Annotated in this window: 13 protein-coding genes; 5 read left to right on the top strand and 8 right to left on the bottom strand. The window is 39.4% G+C overall.

The genetic code is table 11. From position 1 onward, the window contains the following. Window positions 1–7: 7 nt before the first annotated feature. The 7 genes from mrdA to leuS all read right to left on the bottom strand — a co-directional run bounded on the left by mrdA (window position 8) and on the right by leuS (window position 7,641). Window positions 8–1,960 carry a penicillin-binding protein 2 gene (gene mrdA, locus QUE72_RS04550; RefSeq protein WP_286271829.1) on the bottom strand — a complete coding sequence of 651 codons (1,953 nt, stop codon included), beginning with the start codon at window positions 1,958–1,960 and terminating at the stop codon, window positions 8–10. Window positions 1,961–1,962: 2 nt separating this feature from the next. Then, window positions 1,963–2,433 carry a 23S rRNA (pseudouridine(1915)-N(3))-methyltransferase RlmH gene (rlmH, locus tag QUE72_RS04555; RefSeq protein ID WP_286271832.1) on the bottom strand — a complete coding sequence of 157 codons (471 nt, stop codon included), beginning with the start codon at window positions 2,431–2,433 and terminating at the stop codon, window positions 1,963–1,965. A gap of 6 nt (window positions 2,434–2,439) precedes the next feature. Further along, a complete protein-coding gene (gene rsfS / locus QUE72_RS04560; RefSeq protein ID WP_074500558.1) occupies window positions 2,440–2,760 on the bottom strand; it encodes a ribosome silencing factor in 321 nt (106 codons plus the stop codon). Between the two features lie 77 nt (window positions 2,761–2,837). Then, complete coding sequence (nadD, locus tag QUE72_RS04565) at window positions 2,838–3,494, bottom strand: nicotinate-nucleotide adenylyltransferase (protein WP_286271836.1); 657 nt, start codon at window positions 3,492–3,494, stop codon at window positions 2,838–2,840. Beyond that, entirely contained in the window at window positions 3,481–4,530 is a 1,050-nt protein-coding gene (gene holA, locus QUE72_RS04570) for a DNA polymerase III subunit delta (RefSeq protein ID WP_286271837.1), read from the bottom strand. Before holA ends, nadD begins: the two co-directional genes overlap by 14 nt. A 19-nt stretch (window positions 4,531–4,549) precedes the next feature. Next, complete coding sequence (locus tag QUE72_RS04575; protein WP_074500555.1) at window positions 4,550–5,062, bottom strand: LPS-assembly lipoprotein LptE; 513 nt, start codon at window positions 5,060–5,062, stop codon at window positions 4,550–4,552. After that, the gene (gene leuS / locus QUE72_RS04580; protein ID WP_286271839.1) at window positions 5,062–7,641 is read right to left on the bottom strand and encodes a leucine--tRNA ligase; all 2,580 of its coding nucleotides are present in this window, start codon (window positions 7,639–7,641) and stop codon (window positions 5,062–5,064) included. Before leuS ends, QUE72_RS04575 begins: the two co-directional genes overlap by 1 nt. A 297-nt stretch (window positions 7,642–7,938) precedes the next feature. Here leuS and QUE72_RS04585 point away from each other — a divergent pair, with 297 nt between their 5' ends. Together QUE72_RS04585 and QUE72_RS04590 are read left to right on the top strand one after the other, a co-directional pair. After that, on the top strand, window positions 7,939–8,418 hold the full coding sequence (locus tag QUE72_RS04585) for a zinc ribbon-containing protein (protein WP_074500553.1): 480 nt from the start codon (window positions 7,939–7,941) through the stop codon (window positions 8,416–8,418). 144 nt (window positions 8,419–8,562) lie between these two features. Continuing rightward, on the top strand, window positions 8,563–10,956 hold the full coding sequence (locus tag QUE72_RS04590) for a Lon protease family protein (RefSeq protein ID WP_286271841.1): 2,394 nt from the start codon (window positions 8,563–8,565) through the stop codon (window positions 10,954–10,956). Between the two features lie 214 nt (window positions 10,957–11,170). Here the strand turns inward: QUE72_RS04590 and QUE72_RS04595 are convergent, their stop codons facing one another. After that, window positions 11,171–11,866, bottom strand: a complete 696-nt coding sequence (locus tag QUE72_RS04595; protein WP_286271844.1) for a hypothetical protein — start codon at window positions 11,864–11,866, stop codon at window positions 11,171–11,173. A 619-nt stretch (window positions 11,867–12,485) separates the two neighbouring features. Between QUE72_RS04595 and QUE72_RS04600 the strand changes: the two genes are divergently transcribed. Genes QUE72_RS04600 through nuoC form a run of 3 tightly spaced genes read left to right on the top strand, consistent with a single transcriptional unit; the run spans window position 12,486 to window position 15,345 of the window. After that, window positions 12,486–12,911 (top strand): NADH-quinone oxidoreductase subunit A, encoded by a 426-nt coding sequence (locus QUE72_RS04600; RefSeq protein WP_074500550.1) that lies wholly within the window; start codon window positions 12,486–12,488, stop codon window positions 12,909–12,911. Further along, window positions 12,911–13,549, top strand: a complete 639-nt coding sequence (locus QUE72_RS04605; RefSeq protein ID WP_286271847.1) for a NuoB/complex I 20 kDa subunit family protein — start codon at window positions 12,911–12,913, stop codon at window positions 13,547–13,549. Before QUE72_RS04600 ends, QUE72_RS04605 begins: the two co-directional genes overlap by 1 nt. Next, window positions 13,546–15,345, top strand: coding sequence for an NADH-quinone oxidoreductase subunit C/D (gene nuoC, locus QUE72_RS04610; RefSeq protein ID WP_286271849.1), 1,800 nt, complete (start codon window positions 13,546–13,548; stop codon window positions 15,343–15,345). The genes QUE72_RS04605 and nuoC overlap by 4 nt, the downstream gene beginning before the upstream one ends. Window positions 15,346–15,347: the final 2 nt, after the last annotated feature.

Raw genomic sequence — 15,347 nt, forward strand, 5'->3', positions numbered from 1 at the left:
GTAGTCGTTAATCATCATCGACACCGTAGGTATTATCATGAAGTGGATGCGGATTTTTGCTCACAATCACACGATCACCGAAGTATTGATCGAGTATTTGCCTTGCTACAGGTGCAGCGTTTGTTGCTCCACCACCTTCAGCAACGTTTTCTATCGCAACGGCTACAACAATTTCAGGGTTCTCATAGGGTGCAAAAGCAATAAACATGGCATTATCACGTTGGTTTTCTTGTGTTGATTCAGCGTCGTATTTTTCGTCCTGCGCTAAATTCGCGGTTTGTGCGGAACCTGTTTTACCCGCAGCATCATATTTGTGGCCGATAAAAGCTTTGTAACCTGTAGCGCCTTTATTTTGTACCGTATTGTGCAAACCATCTAGCACATAGTCCCAGTTTTTATCATCTTTTAGCACGATAGGAGGTTTTTCATCTACGGGAATATTTTCAATGCGACTGGTTTGTTCTGTTGCGGTAGCATCTTGAGAGTCATAGGTTGTTTTTGCTTTGACTAAATGTGGAACTTTTATTCGCCCTTTATTCGCTAAAATTGAAATAGCTTGAGCAAGTTGTAATGGGGTAACTGTCCAAAAACTTTGTCCAATGCCTACTGATAACGTTTCACCGGTATACCATGGTTGATTATATCTCGCACGTTTCCATTCTACACTGGGCATAATGGCTCTATTTTCTTCATAAATATCAATGCCAGTGTATTCGCCAAAGCCGAACTTTTCCATCATGCGTGCAATTTTCGTAATGCCTAATTTATAGGCTAAATCATAATAATAAACATTACAGGATTGTTCGAGTGACTTCGATAAATTGACTTTGCCGTGACCCCATTTCTTCCAATCACGTCGTTTATTTTTAACCCCTTTTAATTGGTAAAAGCCTGGGTCGTATATTTCGGTTTCAGGGGTGATCACGCCGTCTTCTAAGCCTGTTAACGCAAGTAATGGTTTTATGGTTGATGCTGGTGGATAACCTTGTACTGTACGATTTATTAAGGGCCGATCTTTTGAACTTAATAGTTTGCCGTAATTTTTAGTGCTGATACCATGAACAAATAAATTCCCGTTGTAACTCGGGTTGGAATACATAGCTAACACACCACCATCACGTGGGTCGATAGCAACGATTGCCCCTCGTTTTCCAGATAATGCGCGTTTGGCAATCATTTGCAATTCGATATCGAGGGTTAACGTTAAGTCTTTTCCTGGCACAGGGGGGGTGAAATTCAGGGTACGTATAATTCGGCCTTGATTATTAATTTCTACCTCTTGATGACCCACTTCACCATGTAACTCATCTTGATAAAATTTTTCTAACCCGAGCTTGCCAATATTGCGTGTGGCTTTGTAATTTTCTTCTTTACCTTGTTCCTCTAGCTTAATAGCATCTCGACGATTAATTCGCGCAACGTAACCTAATGAATGTGTTGTTAAATCAGCAAACGGGTAATAGCGCTTTAACCGTGCTTCTATGAAAACACCTGGAAATTTATGTTGATTCACAGAAAATAAAGCAACTTGTTGATCACTTAAACGCGATAATAGCTCTATCGGCTTAAATCGGCGTTTACTGCGTAGAGATTTAAAAAGCTTTTCTTGTTTTTCGGCTGAAATGCCTAATAATTGACTGACTTCGGTTACGGTTTTTTTGAGATCTTTTATTTGCTCGGGAATCAACTCAATACTATAAACAGGTTTATTTTCGGCAAGTAACACGCCATTTCTATCGTAAATTAAGCCACGGTTTGGTGCCACGGGTAATAGCTTTATACGATTAGAGTTTGAACGTGTTTGGTAATTTTCAAAGGAGCTTATTTGCAAGTTGTACGCTTTACTAAATAACACCAACAACATGATAGCCACACCTAATAATGCGATGAAGGAACGTCGCGCAAATAAATTTGCTTCTGCAGTGTGGTTTCTAATGGCGACCCTAGGCTGCTTAACCATTGCTACTCTCTATGGTAAGGATGGTTGTTGTTAATGCTCCAAGCTCTGTATAAGCTTTCAGCTATTAATACGCGGACCATAGGGTGTGGCAAAGTTAATGGTGACAGTGACCACTTTTGTTCTGAAGCTTGAATACAAGCTGGCGCTAGCCCCTCAGGCCCCCCAACAAGCAGTGCAACATCACGGCCATCTAGCTGCCACTTTTCTAAATGCTGTGCGAGTTGTGGCGTTGTCAACGGCTTACCCGTTACTTCTAAGGTCACGATCTTACTACCTTTAGGGATGGCCGCTAGCATTTGCTGACCTTCTTTTTCAAGGATCCTCGCAATATCGGCGTTTTTACCGCGTTTTCCCGGTGTTATTTCTACCAGTTCAAAGGATAAGTCACGAGGAAATCGCCTTTGGTATTCAGCAAAACCTTGGGTAACCCAAGCTGGCATTTTATTACCAACAGCAAACAGCGTTATGCGCATAAATAATTAGGCTTCCCAAAGCTGTTCTAGTTGATAAGTGTCTCGCGTTTCATCCGTCATGATGTGAACAATAACATCACCTAAATCAACTAAACACCATTCACCAGTATCATTTCCTTCGATGCCTAAAGGCTCAATGGATTCTGCACGACACTCCATAATAACGTGCTGGGCGATTGATTTTACGTGTCGAGTAGAGTTACCCGAGGCGATAATCATATAATCGGCGAAGTCTGATTTTTGGCTAATGTTAATTGACGTGATATCTCTACCTTTTAAATCATCAATTTTATCTACAATAAATGTGGCAATTGCGTCTATCTGCAACGTTTCGTCTCTTTAGTAGTGAAATATATCTGAATAATAGCACTAATCTAACACTAGGTTAATAGGTGAAAAGCGGCTTAACGATACAAATTGTGTTGGAAAATATAGTTGGCAACTTCTTTAGGCATATCATTTTGATTAATTTCGCCGTCACGAATTGAATGTCGAATGTTAGTGGAAGAAATATCAAACGATTTTTGTTGTACAAAGCCAATTAAACCTGCGTGAGTCGTTGTGAGCCTTAGGTGGTTATGGGTAAAAAACGGACGGAGTAGTTTTAGGTTTTCCTTACTTAAAGTATCTCGTTGATACCCCGGCCTAACGGTAACAATTAAGTGACAATATTTTAAAATGTCCCGCCATTGAAACCATGAGGTAAATGTAAGCAATGAATCCATGCCAATAATAAAGAAAAGTTGCCAATTGGGCTGTTGTTGGCTTATTTCTTTGAGGGTTTCAACTGTGTACGAAGGGGTATCACGTAAAAGCTCTCTTGCATCTAACTGACATTTTTTATGGGTTTTGCTTGCTAACGCGACCATGTTTTTTCGGTGTTCTGCGCTGGCAACGGTGGTATTTTTATGCGGCGGAATATGCGCGGGTAAAAGTAATAACTGATCCAGGGCTAATGTATCGATACAAGCGATAGCGGGATATAAATGACCGTTATGGATTGGATCAAACGTGCCACCTAGAATACCAATTCGTTGTTTGGTTAAATTATGCGTCGCCATACTCATAATTCAATGACAAGCCTTTCGTTGTTTCACCGTAGTATAATGTAGTAATTACATCTGCTAAGAGAATAAATACATTGAAATCACTAGTTGTTTTCATGGTTAGATCAACCTCTGCTACCCTTGCTAATGCAATGGCTAAGTGTTGTGATGTCATGGTGTTTAAGGCTTTTTGATAAAGTGGTTTTCGTTTATCCCAAATGCGATATTCTTTGAAGATAGTTTGAATGTCTTGTCCAGAAGCAATTTGCTCTTGCATATGGTTTAATTGTTTAATTTCTTTATGGATAAACCATAATAGCTGGCCAGCAGACGTACCATCATGCTGCAATTGGTCGAGTATATTTATACATTTTGATACATCTCCTATCAGCATGGCATCTATGAGTTGAAACGGGTTGAATTTCGCTTGTTTTATCAACAACTGTTCTGCTTGCTCAGTGGTAATTAACTGTTGTCCAAATAAAATAGCAAGCTTTTGCAGTTCTTGATCAAGCGCATGTAAATTGCCCTCGAACAGTTCAGCCAGTAATAGCATAACATCAGGTAGCATATTAACTTGATATAACCGTGCTTGTTTTTGCACCCACTGTTGTAGGTGTTTTCCTTCAATATCATACAAGGGAAGAAAACAGCCGTTTGATTCTAATGCTTTAACCCATTTACGCTTTTGTGTTGGGGCATCAAGTTTGTTGCCATGTATTAATAATAAAACATCGGGCACCAGCTGTTGAGCAATGTCAGTGAGCACCTTACTACCAGTGTCACCAATTTTGTTTGTCAGTAATTCAAGTTCGATTATTCGTAAGCTGGCGAATAAACTCATGGCTTGATACTCTTGAACTAACTGCGACCAATCAAATTTATCATCAACGGTAAACTGAATTATTTCATCGAAGCCTTGCTGTTTATAGTGTTGCTTTATCGTTGAAATACTGTTCGACTTTTGCCATGGTTCATCACCAAAAATCAGCCATACAGGTACAGCAGGTTTGTTGAGAGTCGCTGTCAGTTGATTATGATAAATTCTCACGTGATTAATTGCTTCTTATTTAGCGTTGTATACTAGCCATGTTACGTAATATTTTGTCTGCTGCTTCAATACGCATTTCTTTCAACATCATGGATAATTCACGACTTTTTGCTAGCGCGATATCTGGGTCGTCTTGGTAGTCTCGATTTAATTCGAAACGAAAATCAAGGGGGTCTTGTTCTTTAAATCGTAATTGATATTTTACGGTATATATCAGTTCGTATTCTGCAACTTGTCCGTTGGGAAATACTGATAATGTTCTTCGATCTAATGTGTCTTTTAAAATACGTAACTCAGGTAATGTATTGTCAAACTGTTTAGCTACGATCACTTGGTTGCGCTGTAAATGTTGAATCGTGAGACGAGTAAGTTCACCGTATCTGTCTACCGAACTTACATGTAAATGTTGTAGTTCGGGGTCAAGTAAATAATTTCCTCGCAATTGAAAGCCGCAGGCAGTCAGCATGAAGGTGAACAGCATAATGCTGAACACCTTTATGTTAACGGGTAAGTTACTACTTACTACACTCATTAATTCGCCACAATATTTAGTAGTTTACCGGGAACGTAAATAATTTTACGAATCGTTTTACCTTCAATAAATTTAGCAACATTTTCTTCTGTCGTACCGAGTTGTTCAACTGCTTCTTGTGTTGCATCAGCAGCCACAGTAATTTTAGCGCGTAACTTACCGTTTACTTGCACAATGATTAACTTCTCATCTTCAACCAATGCAGCTTGATCAACAACAGGCCACGATGCATTTTCTATCATTGTACCATCGCCAATTTCTTGCCATAAATGATGACCTAAGTGAGGTACAATAGGTGACAACATTAATACCACTGCTTGAACCGCTTCTTGCATAACTGCGCGATCTTCTTCACTCGTTAATGGTGCTTTAGCTAAATGATTCATTAGCTCCATAATGGCAGCGATAGCAGTATTAAATGTGTTTCTACGGCCAATATCATCACTGACTTTGTTAATGGTTTTGTGTAGTTCTCTACGTAAGGTCTTTTGCTGACTGTTTAGTGATACTGCTGCTAAGTCTGGAGCGTTACCACTTGCTTTAAAATCTGCTGCCAATTTATAGACACGCTTTAAGAATCGATGTGCGCCTTCAACACCTGAATCAGACCATTCCAATGTTTGTTCAGGTGGAGACGTAAACATAATAAATAAACGAACAGTATCCGCACCAAAAAGGTCAATGACTTCTTGTGGATCAATACCGTTATTCTTTGATTTTGACATTTTACTCATGCCAGCAGACATAACCGGTTGGCCATCTATTTTACTGGTTGCTTTGGTCACGGCACCTTTTTCGTTACGTTCTACTTCAACATCTGAAGGTGATATCCACTCTTGAGCGCCATTCTCACTTTCACGATAATAGGTATCTGCTAGCACCATGCCTTGACATAACAAGCTTTTAAATGGCTCGTCACTATTTACTAAACCAACATCACGTAATAACTTATGGAAAAAGCGTGCGTATAAAAGGTGCAAAATGGCATGTTCAATACCACCAACATATTGATCTACTGGTAACCAGTAGTTCGCTTTTTCTGGATCGAGCATTTGTGTATCGTCATCTGGTGAGCAAAAGCGTGCGTAATACCAAGAAGACTCCATGAAAGTATCAAAGGTGTCAGTTTCCTTGAAGGCCGCTTCTCCATTATAAGTGGTTTTTGCCCACTGAGGATCATCTTTTATTGGCGAGGTAACGCCATTCATGACGACATCTTCAGGTAATTCAACGGGTAGCTGATCTTCGGGTACAGGTACAGATTCACCGTTTTCAAGATTAATCATCGGGATAGGTGATCCCCAATAACGCTGACGAGATACCCCCCAATCGCGAAGGCGATAATTAACTTTAATGTTTCCTTTACCTAACGCGATTAACTTATCAGAGATAGCCTTAAATGCTTCTTCGAATGATAACCCGTCAAACTCACCTGAATTTACTAAGGTGTTTTTTTCTAGGATGGCAGCTCGCTCTATGTCGTCACCTTCACTCGCAGCAATTACTTGGCTAATAGTTAAGCCATATTTTTTAGCAAATTCGAAGTCACGTTGATCATGTCCAGGTACCGACATTACCGCGCCTGAACCATAATCCATTAATACAAAGTTTGCTGCCCAAACAGGGACTAACTCACCTGTAAGTGGATGAACAGCTTTTAAACCGGTATTAACCCCTTTCTTTTCCATAGTCGCAATATCAGCTTCTGTTGCTTTGCTTTGCTTGCATTCATCAATAAAGGCGGCAAGCGCTTGATTTGATTTGGCTGCTTCAAGTGCTAATGGGTGTTGTGCTGCTAAAGCAACATAAGTGACGCCCATCACAGTATCAGGGCGAGTAGTGTAGATATCGAATTGTTGATCGCTGTTATGCACGTCAAAGGTCATTTCAACACCTTGAGAACGACCAATCCAATTCTTTTGCATGGTTTTTACTTGTTCCGGCCAGCCTTCTAACTGATCTAGATCATTTAATAATTCTTCTGCGTAGTCGGTAATTTTAATAAACCACTGCGGTATTTCTTTGCGTTCAACAATTGCGCCTGAGCGCCAACCGCGGCCGTCGATTACTTGTTCGTTGGCTAATACTGTTTGATCAACAGGGTCCCAGTTAACGGTTGCATTCTTTTTATACACTAAACCTTTTTCGTATAATTTGGTGAAGAACCATTGTTCCCAGCGATAATAATCTTTTTTGCAGGTAGCTAATTCGCGATCCCAATCATAGCCAAAACCTAACGATTTAAGTTGGCCTTTCATGTAATCAATGTTTTGGTAAGTCCATTTTGCAGGGGCTGAGTTGTTTTTTATCGCAGCGTTTTCTGCAGGTAAACCAAATGAATCCCACCCCATAGGTTGCATCACATTTTTGCCTTGCAAGCGTTGGTAGCGAGAAATTACATCTCCTAGGCTGTAATTGCGTACATGTCCCATGTGTAATTTCCCACTTGGGTAAGGAAACATAGATAAGCAATAAAATTTCTCTTTACCTGGCTGTTCAACGGCTTTAAATGTTTTGTTCTCAGCCCAATGTTTTTGTACTGCAGCTTCGATAGCTTGGGGATTATAAATGGATTCCATTAATGGTGTTCTCAAAAATTTGAAGTGATGCGAATTTCGCGTTAAGAAATTCAGATCAAAAAGGTAATTTAATAATCGCTATAGAATACATGATTTACTGTGATGGCGACAAGTTTATATGGTGCTATTTTATGCGAAAATTCTGAATATAAGTTAACGACGGTAAACCCATTGATAAGCTTATGATGTTTAATCGTATGTAATGTTAAACACTTGATTTTTCTTACTACAGTTAAAGGTCAATAACGCCTAAAACTGCTATACTTTCATGAAAATAAAACGTTGACGGAAGATAAGATGAAAAAAGATAGATTTTCTGACTTTTATCAAGATATGTCTGATTGGATCACAGATGTCAAAAAACATGAAGTCACCCAAATTGTTGAATTGGTAGAGCAAGCAAAATCAATTCTGTTGGCCATGGAACAATTGCCGGAAGATCGTGTTAAACAATTTGTCGCAAATTTTAAATATGATCTACAGGAGTTTTATGCCCAGAACCAAAAAGAGGCGAAGCATTCGATTTATTTATCATTAATGAAGGAATCTTTTTGGGCGAATATGGCAAATATTACCGATAAATCACAAGTTGAATGGGCCGAAATTCCTGATGATTTTCAACATGACGGTGTATATCAAGAAGGTGATGTTATTGGCTTTGGAATGCTTGAATGTCAACAATGCCATAAGGCGACTGCTGTTACGCATATGACCGAAGTAAAAAAATGCATCTATTGTGGGCATGATCATTTTATTAGAAAAAGTTTAACGCCATAGTAGAGGTATTTTTTTGCGACTTTGCCTTAGTTCAGAGTACACTATGCCTTGATAAATGTTATCAAGGATGGTTTACCTTGCCATGTATAAATGAATACCATCCGCCCGTAAACTATTTACTTTCTGTACTCAGGTATCATCAATATGACCGTAAGCCTTAGCCAATATCGATTGGCGCCGGAAAAATTAACTGCAAAGTTAGATGCATCGCTTTTCAAAAACATCGCACAAGACTCTTCTCAATCATCGATATTTCTTGGTCATCAACGAGCAAAAGAAGCGTTAGCATTTGGCTTATCTATGCAAACGCGAGGGTTTAATGTCTTTGCGATGGGCGAGCATGGCACGGGTCGACAAACATTAGTGAAACAAATGCTCACCAAGCTTGCTAGCGAGCAAGAAACACCTGATGAATGGTGTTATATCAATAACTTTGATGATGTACATGCGCCTTATAAACTTTACGTAAGCCCCGGTGATGGCAAGCAATTATTAGCTCGAATGAACACATTCATTGATGAATTACTAGATCTGTTTCCCGAAATCTTTGATAACCCAAGCTATCAACGACAAAAAGCAGCAATTGATCGCGAGTTTAATCGAAAATATGATCAGGCTATTGCCCATGTTGAAGCGTTGGCTTTAGAAAACGAAGTGGTTGTTTATGAAGAAGCAGGTGAAATTGCCTTTGCGCCATTAAATGACGGTAAACCATTAAACGATCAAGAGTTTGCTAAATTAGATGAAGCCAAGCGCAATGCGTTTTATGACGTGCTTGAGAAATTAGAAAACATTCTTTCTGAACAATTAATTGAACTTCCACAATGGAAACGCATTTCGTCAGATAAATTGCGCAAATTAAAGCAAGAAACGGCAGAGCAAAGTATTCGTCCATTTTTGCAAGAATTAGAAGATGAGTTTGCTAATAATGACGGGGTATTAAAGTACTTATCAAGTGTTAAACATCACGTGGTTGATGTTGTGCTAGAGTTGTTAGTCGTTGAAAACGAAGAACAACAACCAAACGATAAAGATACACGTAAATTAATGGTTGAGCGCTTTTTGCCTAACTTGTTAGTTGCGCGTGATGAACATGAGGGGGCGCCTGTTGTATATGAGCAAAACCCTACTTTCCAGCGCTTATTTGGTCATGTTGATTTTGCTAGCTTTCAAGGGAGTACTTATACCAGTTATCGGCTAATTCGCCCTGGAGCTTTACACCGTGCGAATGGTGGTTACTTATTACTTGAAGCTGAGAAGTTGTTAAATCAGCCTTTAGTTTGGGCAAAATTAAAACTCGCGTTAAAAACCCAAGAAATTACCATTGAAAATCCATATTCTGAATTTGCTCAACCTGGCGCTTTTAGTCTTCAACCAGAAAAAATACCGTTGCAAGTAAAAGTGGTGCTATTAGGTGACCCAGATATTTATTATATGCTACAAGATTACGATCAAGAATTTACTGAACTTTTTCGTGTGCTTGCGGATTTTGATCGTTATTTAGATACCAGTAATGAGCGTTTATTAGAGTATGCACAACTCATACGACAACGAGCTTACCAACAAAAATATCCTGAACTTAGTGACTGTGCAGTGTTGGAGCTGATTCGTTATGCATTAAGACGCGCAGAACATCAGCATAAAATTTCCGCAAATATCGTGCAAGTGAATGACTTACTTGATGAGGCTGCTTACCTTTGGCGCAAGGAAGAGTTAACTACACCTTTAACCGCTGAACATGTGTTGCAAGCCATGAAAGCGAAAGAGAAGCGAACAGGGCGTATTAGTGAAGCTTGGCTAGATGAAATTAAAGAAGAACAAGTATTAATCAGTACATCCGGGCAACAGGTAGGTAAAGTTAATGGTTTAACGGTGCTTGAAATTGGCGATAGTGTGTTTGGTACTCCTGCTAGGATCACAGCAACCGTCTATGCAGGTAGTCATGGCATTACAGATATTGAACGAGAAGTAGACCTTGGCAAATCTATACATTCGAAAGGCGTTTTATTACTTAGTGGCTATATTGGCCACAAATATGGGCGTGAGCTGCCGGTGTCAATTTCAGCCAATATTGCGATAGAACAATCTTATGGGCACATTGATGGTGATAGCGCTTCAATGGCTGAATTATGTGCGTTAATTTCTGCTATAGCGCAATTGCCTATAGAGCAAGCTATTGCGATAACAGGTTCTATGAATCAACACGGAGAGGTTCAATCGATTGGTGGCGTGAATGAAAAAATAGAAGGGTTTTATCGCCTTTGTAAAGATAAAGGCTTAACGGGTCAGCAAGGGGTAATTATTCCAAAAACGAACATGACAAACTTAATGTTAGCTCCTGAAGTGATTGCCGCGGTTAAAGCTAAGAAATTTCATATTTATGCGGTTGATAATGTAGATCAATCAATGGAAATATTAATGGGTCAAACCGCTGGAGAAATTAACAGTGTGGGGCGCTATCCAAGAAAATCAATTCATGCGCAAGTATTAGCCAAGTTAGGTCAGTTAACTGAGTTGATAAACGGCGCAGAAGAATAGAAGAAAAGTTATATTAAGTCTACCAATAGTAATCAAAATGGTATCATTGGTAGAAGTCTTTAAAATAAATAGAACGACAGGTTATTATAAGTGTATTAGCTCATATCTGATCTTACAGTGTTGATGAAAATAGGTTCATGTCTCATCTGACAGACAGCTATGAGCGATCAAGAGACGGTCGCCACATTATATAATAACCGTCGGCCAACGTATTTTAAGCTACCACAATATTTCTACGCTTTTGGGCTGTTGGACTGATTTTTACCCATTTGAATAAAAACATAATAATGACTTTAGTAATACCACTGGTAATCGCCAACACTAGCAATGGCCATCCTATGCTTAGCCCCATACTTAAAGCAAAAGCTATAGTCGAAATATCCATCATAAAGATGAATTGACTCATCTTTAAATCGACAGCACCTGTACTACCTGAATTAATAATTAGCTTAATTTGGTGGTAATAACCTTGAGCTATCAAGATTGTTACTAAAACAATTGTCGTTGTAGAAATATATTTTCCTTGATCGATTATTGTTTCACCCATAAATAATCCTGAGATAGCAATTAGCAAAGTTGCACAGGCTAAGCTAAAGGTGCTCTTAGCGTGTTTAGATTTTCGGTCTTGCCAAATTTCAAACAAAATAAACGCTACTAATACCGAAGCAAGTAATCTCGGCCAGACTATATAGTGATTAAACGGTTCTATTGAATATCCGTATATAAAGAACGACAAATATGCCAAGTAGCTAACTGTAAATTGGTTTAATGATAAAAGTGCAGTTGGCCTTTCGCTTTTAATACCAGACTCTTTTCTCTTCCATATCGTTCTCAATTGAGAAAACACGCCATACAAACTAACAATAATAAAAATCGTATTGATCGTTCCGAAAATATTATATGAATCCAAATTAATCTTCACCTATTTTATCGCCCTACACCTTATTGTCGACAATAATAAGGATTAAACGAGTTTTAATCAATTTAAATGCTACTTAATTTGAAAATTGTCGACAATATGTTCGTTTGAGAAGGTGTAGGTGTGACTCTGTTTTGCAACGATAGACAGGTGTCATCAGGTGTGGATTATGCAGATTGAATAAGTGAATTATATAAGGATATTTATCACTGTCCGCTTTTGGCTGTGAGATCAACCGATGGACACAACACATTGATTAAATCTTTCTGCTGGTGATTCATAGTTTAGCGTCTTTCTTGGTCTTTAGACAAAGCATTGCGAGTAATGTGTGGTTTTTCCACATGAAAGAGCAATAACGAAGGTTAAATGGCAATAAAAGCGTTTAGTTCGAACAACATTTAATCTTGAAAGATAAGTAGACCTTAATTTTAATTAATTGAATGTACGGTATATTTGCAAAATATTATCTTTGTCTTATGATTAGAATAGCTAATTAAAAAATAGCTCGTATCGCTGGGGTTTTGTGGTATGAGCAACATAAAACTGCCGGTAAGTAAGTAGTCTATCGCGATAATAAATCAAATGTTAAACATTTGGGGAGCTCAGTGCGATGGGTGAGCAAGTCTCGCAAATTTGGCCGATTGCTGCATACTTTTTAACGCTGGTTATCATGTTAGTTGCCATGATGATACTTTCTCATCTGCTTGGTTCTAAAGCGAAACTTCCTGCAAAAAACTTACCTTATGAATCTGGCGTTATTTCAGTAAATGCTAATAAAACTCGCTTTACCTCGCATTTTTTTCTTTATGCCGTCTTTTTTGTCATTTTTGATTTAGAAACGATTTTTCTTTTTGCTTGGGTCATCGCTTTTAAAGAATCAGGGTGGGCTGGGTTAATTGAAGCATCTGTGTTCATTTTTATTTTACTTGCCGCATTGTTATATTTGTATCGCGTTGGCGCTTTGTCATTAACAAAACGGCATTTACCGATTAAAGCCAAACAGTCCCAAATCAATCATAGTGAAAAGGAATGCTAATGGAGTGGTCGTTAACGAAAGCTGAACTTGACAAACAGATGTCGCAGTCAAAAAAACAAGTAGAAGATGAGCTATCGCGCAATGTACTGTTTTCTAAGCTTGATGATCTCGCAAATTGGGGCCGTAAAAATTCGATTTGGCCATTCAATTTCGGTTTAAGTTGCTGTTATGTGGAAATGGCAACCAGCTTTACTTCAAGGCATGATATTGCGCGTTTTGGTGCAGAAGTGATTAGAGCAACGCCGCGTCAGGCTGACTTGATGGTGATATCGGGTACTTGCTTTCGGAAAATGGCGCCCGTTATACAGCACCTTTACGAACAATTATTAGAGCCTAAGTGGATAATTTCAATGGGCTCTTGTGCTAACTCTGGTGGTATGTACGATATTTACAGCGTTGTACAAGGCGTTGATAAGTTTATCCCTGTTGATGTGTACGTACCTGGTTGTCCACCAAGACCTGAAGCTTTAATGGAAGCTATTTTATTATTGCAAACTAAGATAGCTCATCAACCAAGGCAAGTTAGTTGGATGGTAGATGAAACGGGGGTGAGTGAAATAGCTAAACCTTCTTTACGAGACATCAAACACGAACATCGTATCGCAACCACAAATCTAGACGAGCCAGATTCCGTATGACACAGCAGGTAGACTTATCACTCAGTCAAGATTGGCACCAATCTAATCAGCTGCCTATTATTGAAGAAATTCGTGCATTGATTAATGACGTATCGCTACTACCCGCGGATAAACACGATAATATTTGTGATGATATTCCAACGGTATGGTTGTTAAAACAAGAGGTATGTCGAGTGATGCAGGTTGTTCGACATGAATTAATCAGGCCTTTTTCCGTTTGTTTTGATCTTACTGCTATCGATGAAAGCGAAAGACGTCATAAATCGAAACATGTTGCTGATTTTACTATAAGTTATCATTTAACATCTCCAGAAAGAAACCAAGATATTCGGTTAAAAGTTGCGCTTGAAAAACACGATAAAACCATTGAAAGTGTTTGCCAATATTGGCCTAACGCTAATTGGTATGAACGTGAAGTTTGGGATATGTTTGGGGTGGTTTTCCTTAACCATCCTCATCTTTCACGTATCCTGATGCCATCAACATGGCATGGACATCCACTGTTGAAAACACACCCTGCTAGGGCGACAGAAATGGATCCTTTTACGCTACCAAAACATAAGCAAGACGAAGAACAAAAGGCATTACAGTTCAACCCCGAAGCTTGGGGGATGAAGCGTCAAGGTCCAGATAATGATTTCATGTTTTTGAATTTAGGCCCAAATCATCCGAGCGTACACGGTGCTTTTCGCATCGTATTGCAAATGGATGGGGAAGAAATTGTCGATTGCGTCCCAGACATTGGATATCACCATCGCGGCGCAGAGAAAATGGGAGAAAGGCAATCGTGGCATAGCTATATTCCCTACACCGATCGCATTGATTATCTCGGTGGTGTTATGAACAACTTCCCGTATGTAATGGCGGTAGAAAAACTCGCCGGCATTAACGTACCTGAGCGCGCAAAAGTTGCACGCATCATGACCGCAGAAATGTTCCGTATTCTGAGTCATTTACTCTTTTACGGTACGTTTGCACAAGATGTTGGTGCATTGTCGCCTATTTTTTATATGTTCGTTGATCGCGAAAAATTGTTCGGCATTGTCGAAGCAATATCAGGCGCTCGTATGCACCCAAGCTGGTTTCGTATTGGCGGCTTAGCTTCAGACTTACCCAAGGGTTGGGAAACACTTGTTCGAGAATACGTCAATTACTTACCTGCAAGGCTAGATGAATACGACAAGATGGTCATGCAAAACAGTATCCTAAAACAACGTACTCAAGGGATTGGTGCGTACTCTACGAAAGAGGCACTTGAGTGGGGAGTTACTGGTCCAGGTTTACGGGCTACGGGTTATTCATGGGATTTACGAAAGCAGCGCCCATATGGTGGTTATGATCAATTTGATTTTGAAGTTCCTACTGGTAGCAATGGCGATTGTTATGATCGCTGCCGTGTTCGCATTGAAGAAATGAGACAAAGTATTCGTATTATTGAGCAGTGCTTAAATAACATGCCAGAAGGCCCTTATAAAGCAGAGCATCCACAAACAACGCCGCCAGATAGAAATCGTACCATGAAAGATATTGATACCTTGATACCACATTTTATTAACGTATCTTGGGGCCCTACCATACCGGTTGGTGAGGTGTCTGTTGCGGTGGAAGCGACAAAAGGCGTCATGGCGTATCACCTGATCAGTGATGGTTCAACGATGAGTTACCGTACTCGTATAAGAACGCCAAGTTTTCCGCATTTGCAAATGCTACCGGTGATTTCTCGAGGCCAAATGGTGGCGGATTTAATTGCGACACTTGGCAGTATTGATTACGTGATGGCAGATGTTGATAGGTGATG

Source organism: Thalassotalea hakodatensis (assembly GCF_030295995.1).
Taxonomy (GTDB): domain Bacteria; phylum Pseudomonadota; class Gammaproteobacteria; order Enterobacterales; family Alteromonadaceae; genus Thalassotalea_C; species Thalassotalea_C hakodatensis.

Bases quoted from the DNA above. Each gene is read 5' to 3' on its own strand.
- leuS (WP_286271839.1), bottom strand. From the start codon at position 7,641: ATGGAATCCATTTATAATCCCCAAGCTATCGAAGCTGCAGTACAAAAA.
- QUE72_RS04585 (WP_074500553.1), top strand. From the start codon at position 7,939: ATGAAAAAAGATAGATTTTCTGACTTTTATCAAGATATGTCTGATTGG.
- QUE72_RS04575 (WP_074500555.1), bottom strand. From the start codon at position 5,062: ATGAGTGTAGTAAGTAGTAACTTACCCGTTAACATAAAGGTGTTCAGC.
- rlmH (WP_286271832.1), bottom strand. From the start codon at position 2,433: ATGCGCATAACGCTGTTTGCTGTTGGTAATAAAATGCCAGCTTGGGTT.
- QUE72_RS04605 (WP_286271847.1), top strand. From the start codon at position 12,911: ATGGAGTGGTCGTTAACGAAAGCTGAACTTGACAAACAGATGTCGCAG.
- nuoC (WP_286271849.1), top strand. From the start codon at position 13,546: ATGACACAGCAGGTAGACTTATCACTCAGTCAAGATTGGCACCAATCT.
- QUE72_RS04590 (WP_286271841.1), top strand. From the start codon at position 8,563: ATGACCGTAAGCCTTAGCCAATATCGATTGGCGCCGGAAAAATTAACT.
- nadD (WP_286271836.1), bottom strand. From the start codon at position 3,494: ATGGCGACGCATAATTTAACCAAACAACGAATTGGTATTCTAGGTGGC.
- mrdA (WP_286271829.1), bottom strand. From the start codon at position 1,960: ATGGTTAAGCAGCCTAGGGTCGCCATTAGAAACCACACTGCAGAAGCA.
- QUE72_RS04600 (WP_074500550.1), top strand. From the start codon at position 12,486: ATGGGTGAGCAAGTCTCGCAAATTTGGCCGATTGCTGCATACTTTTTA.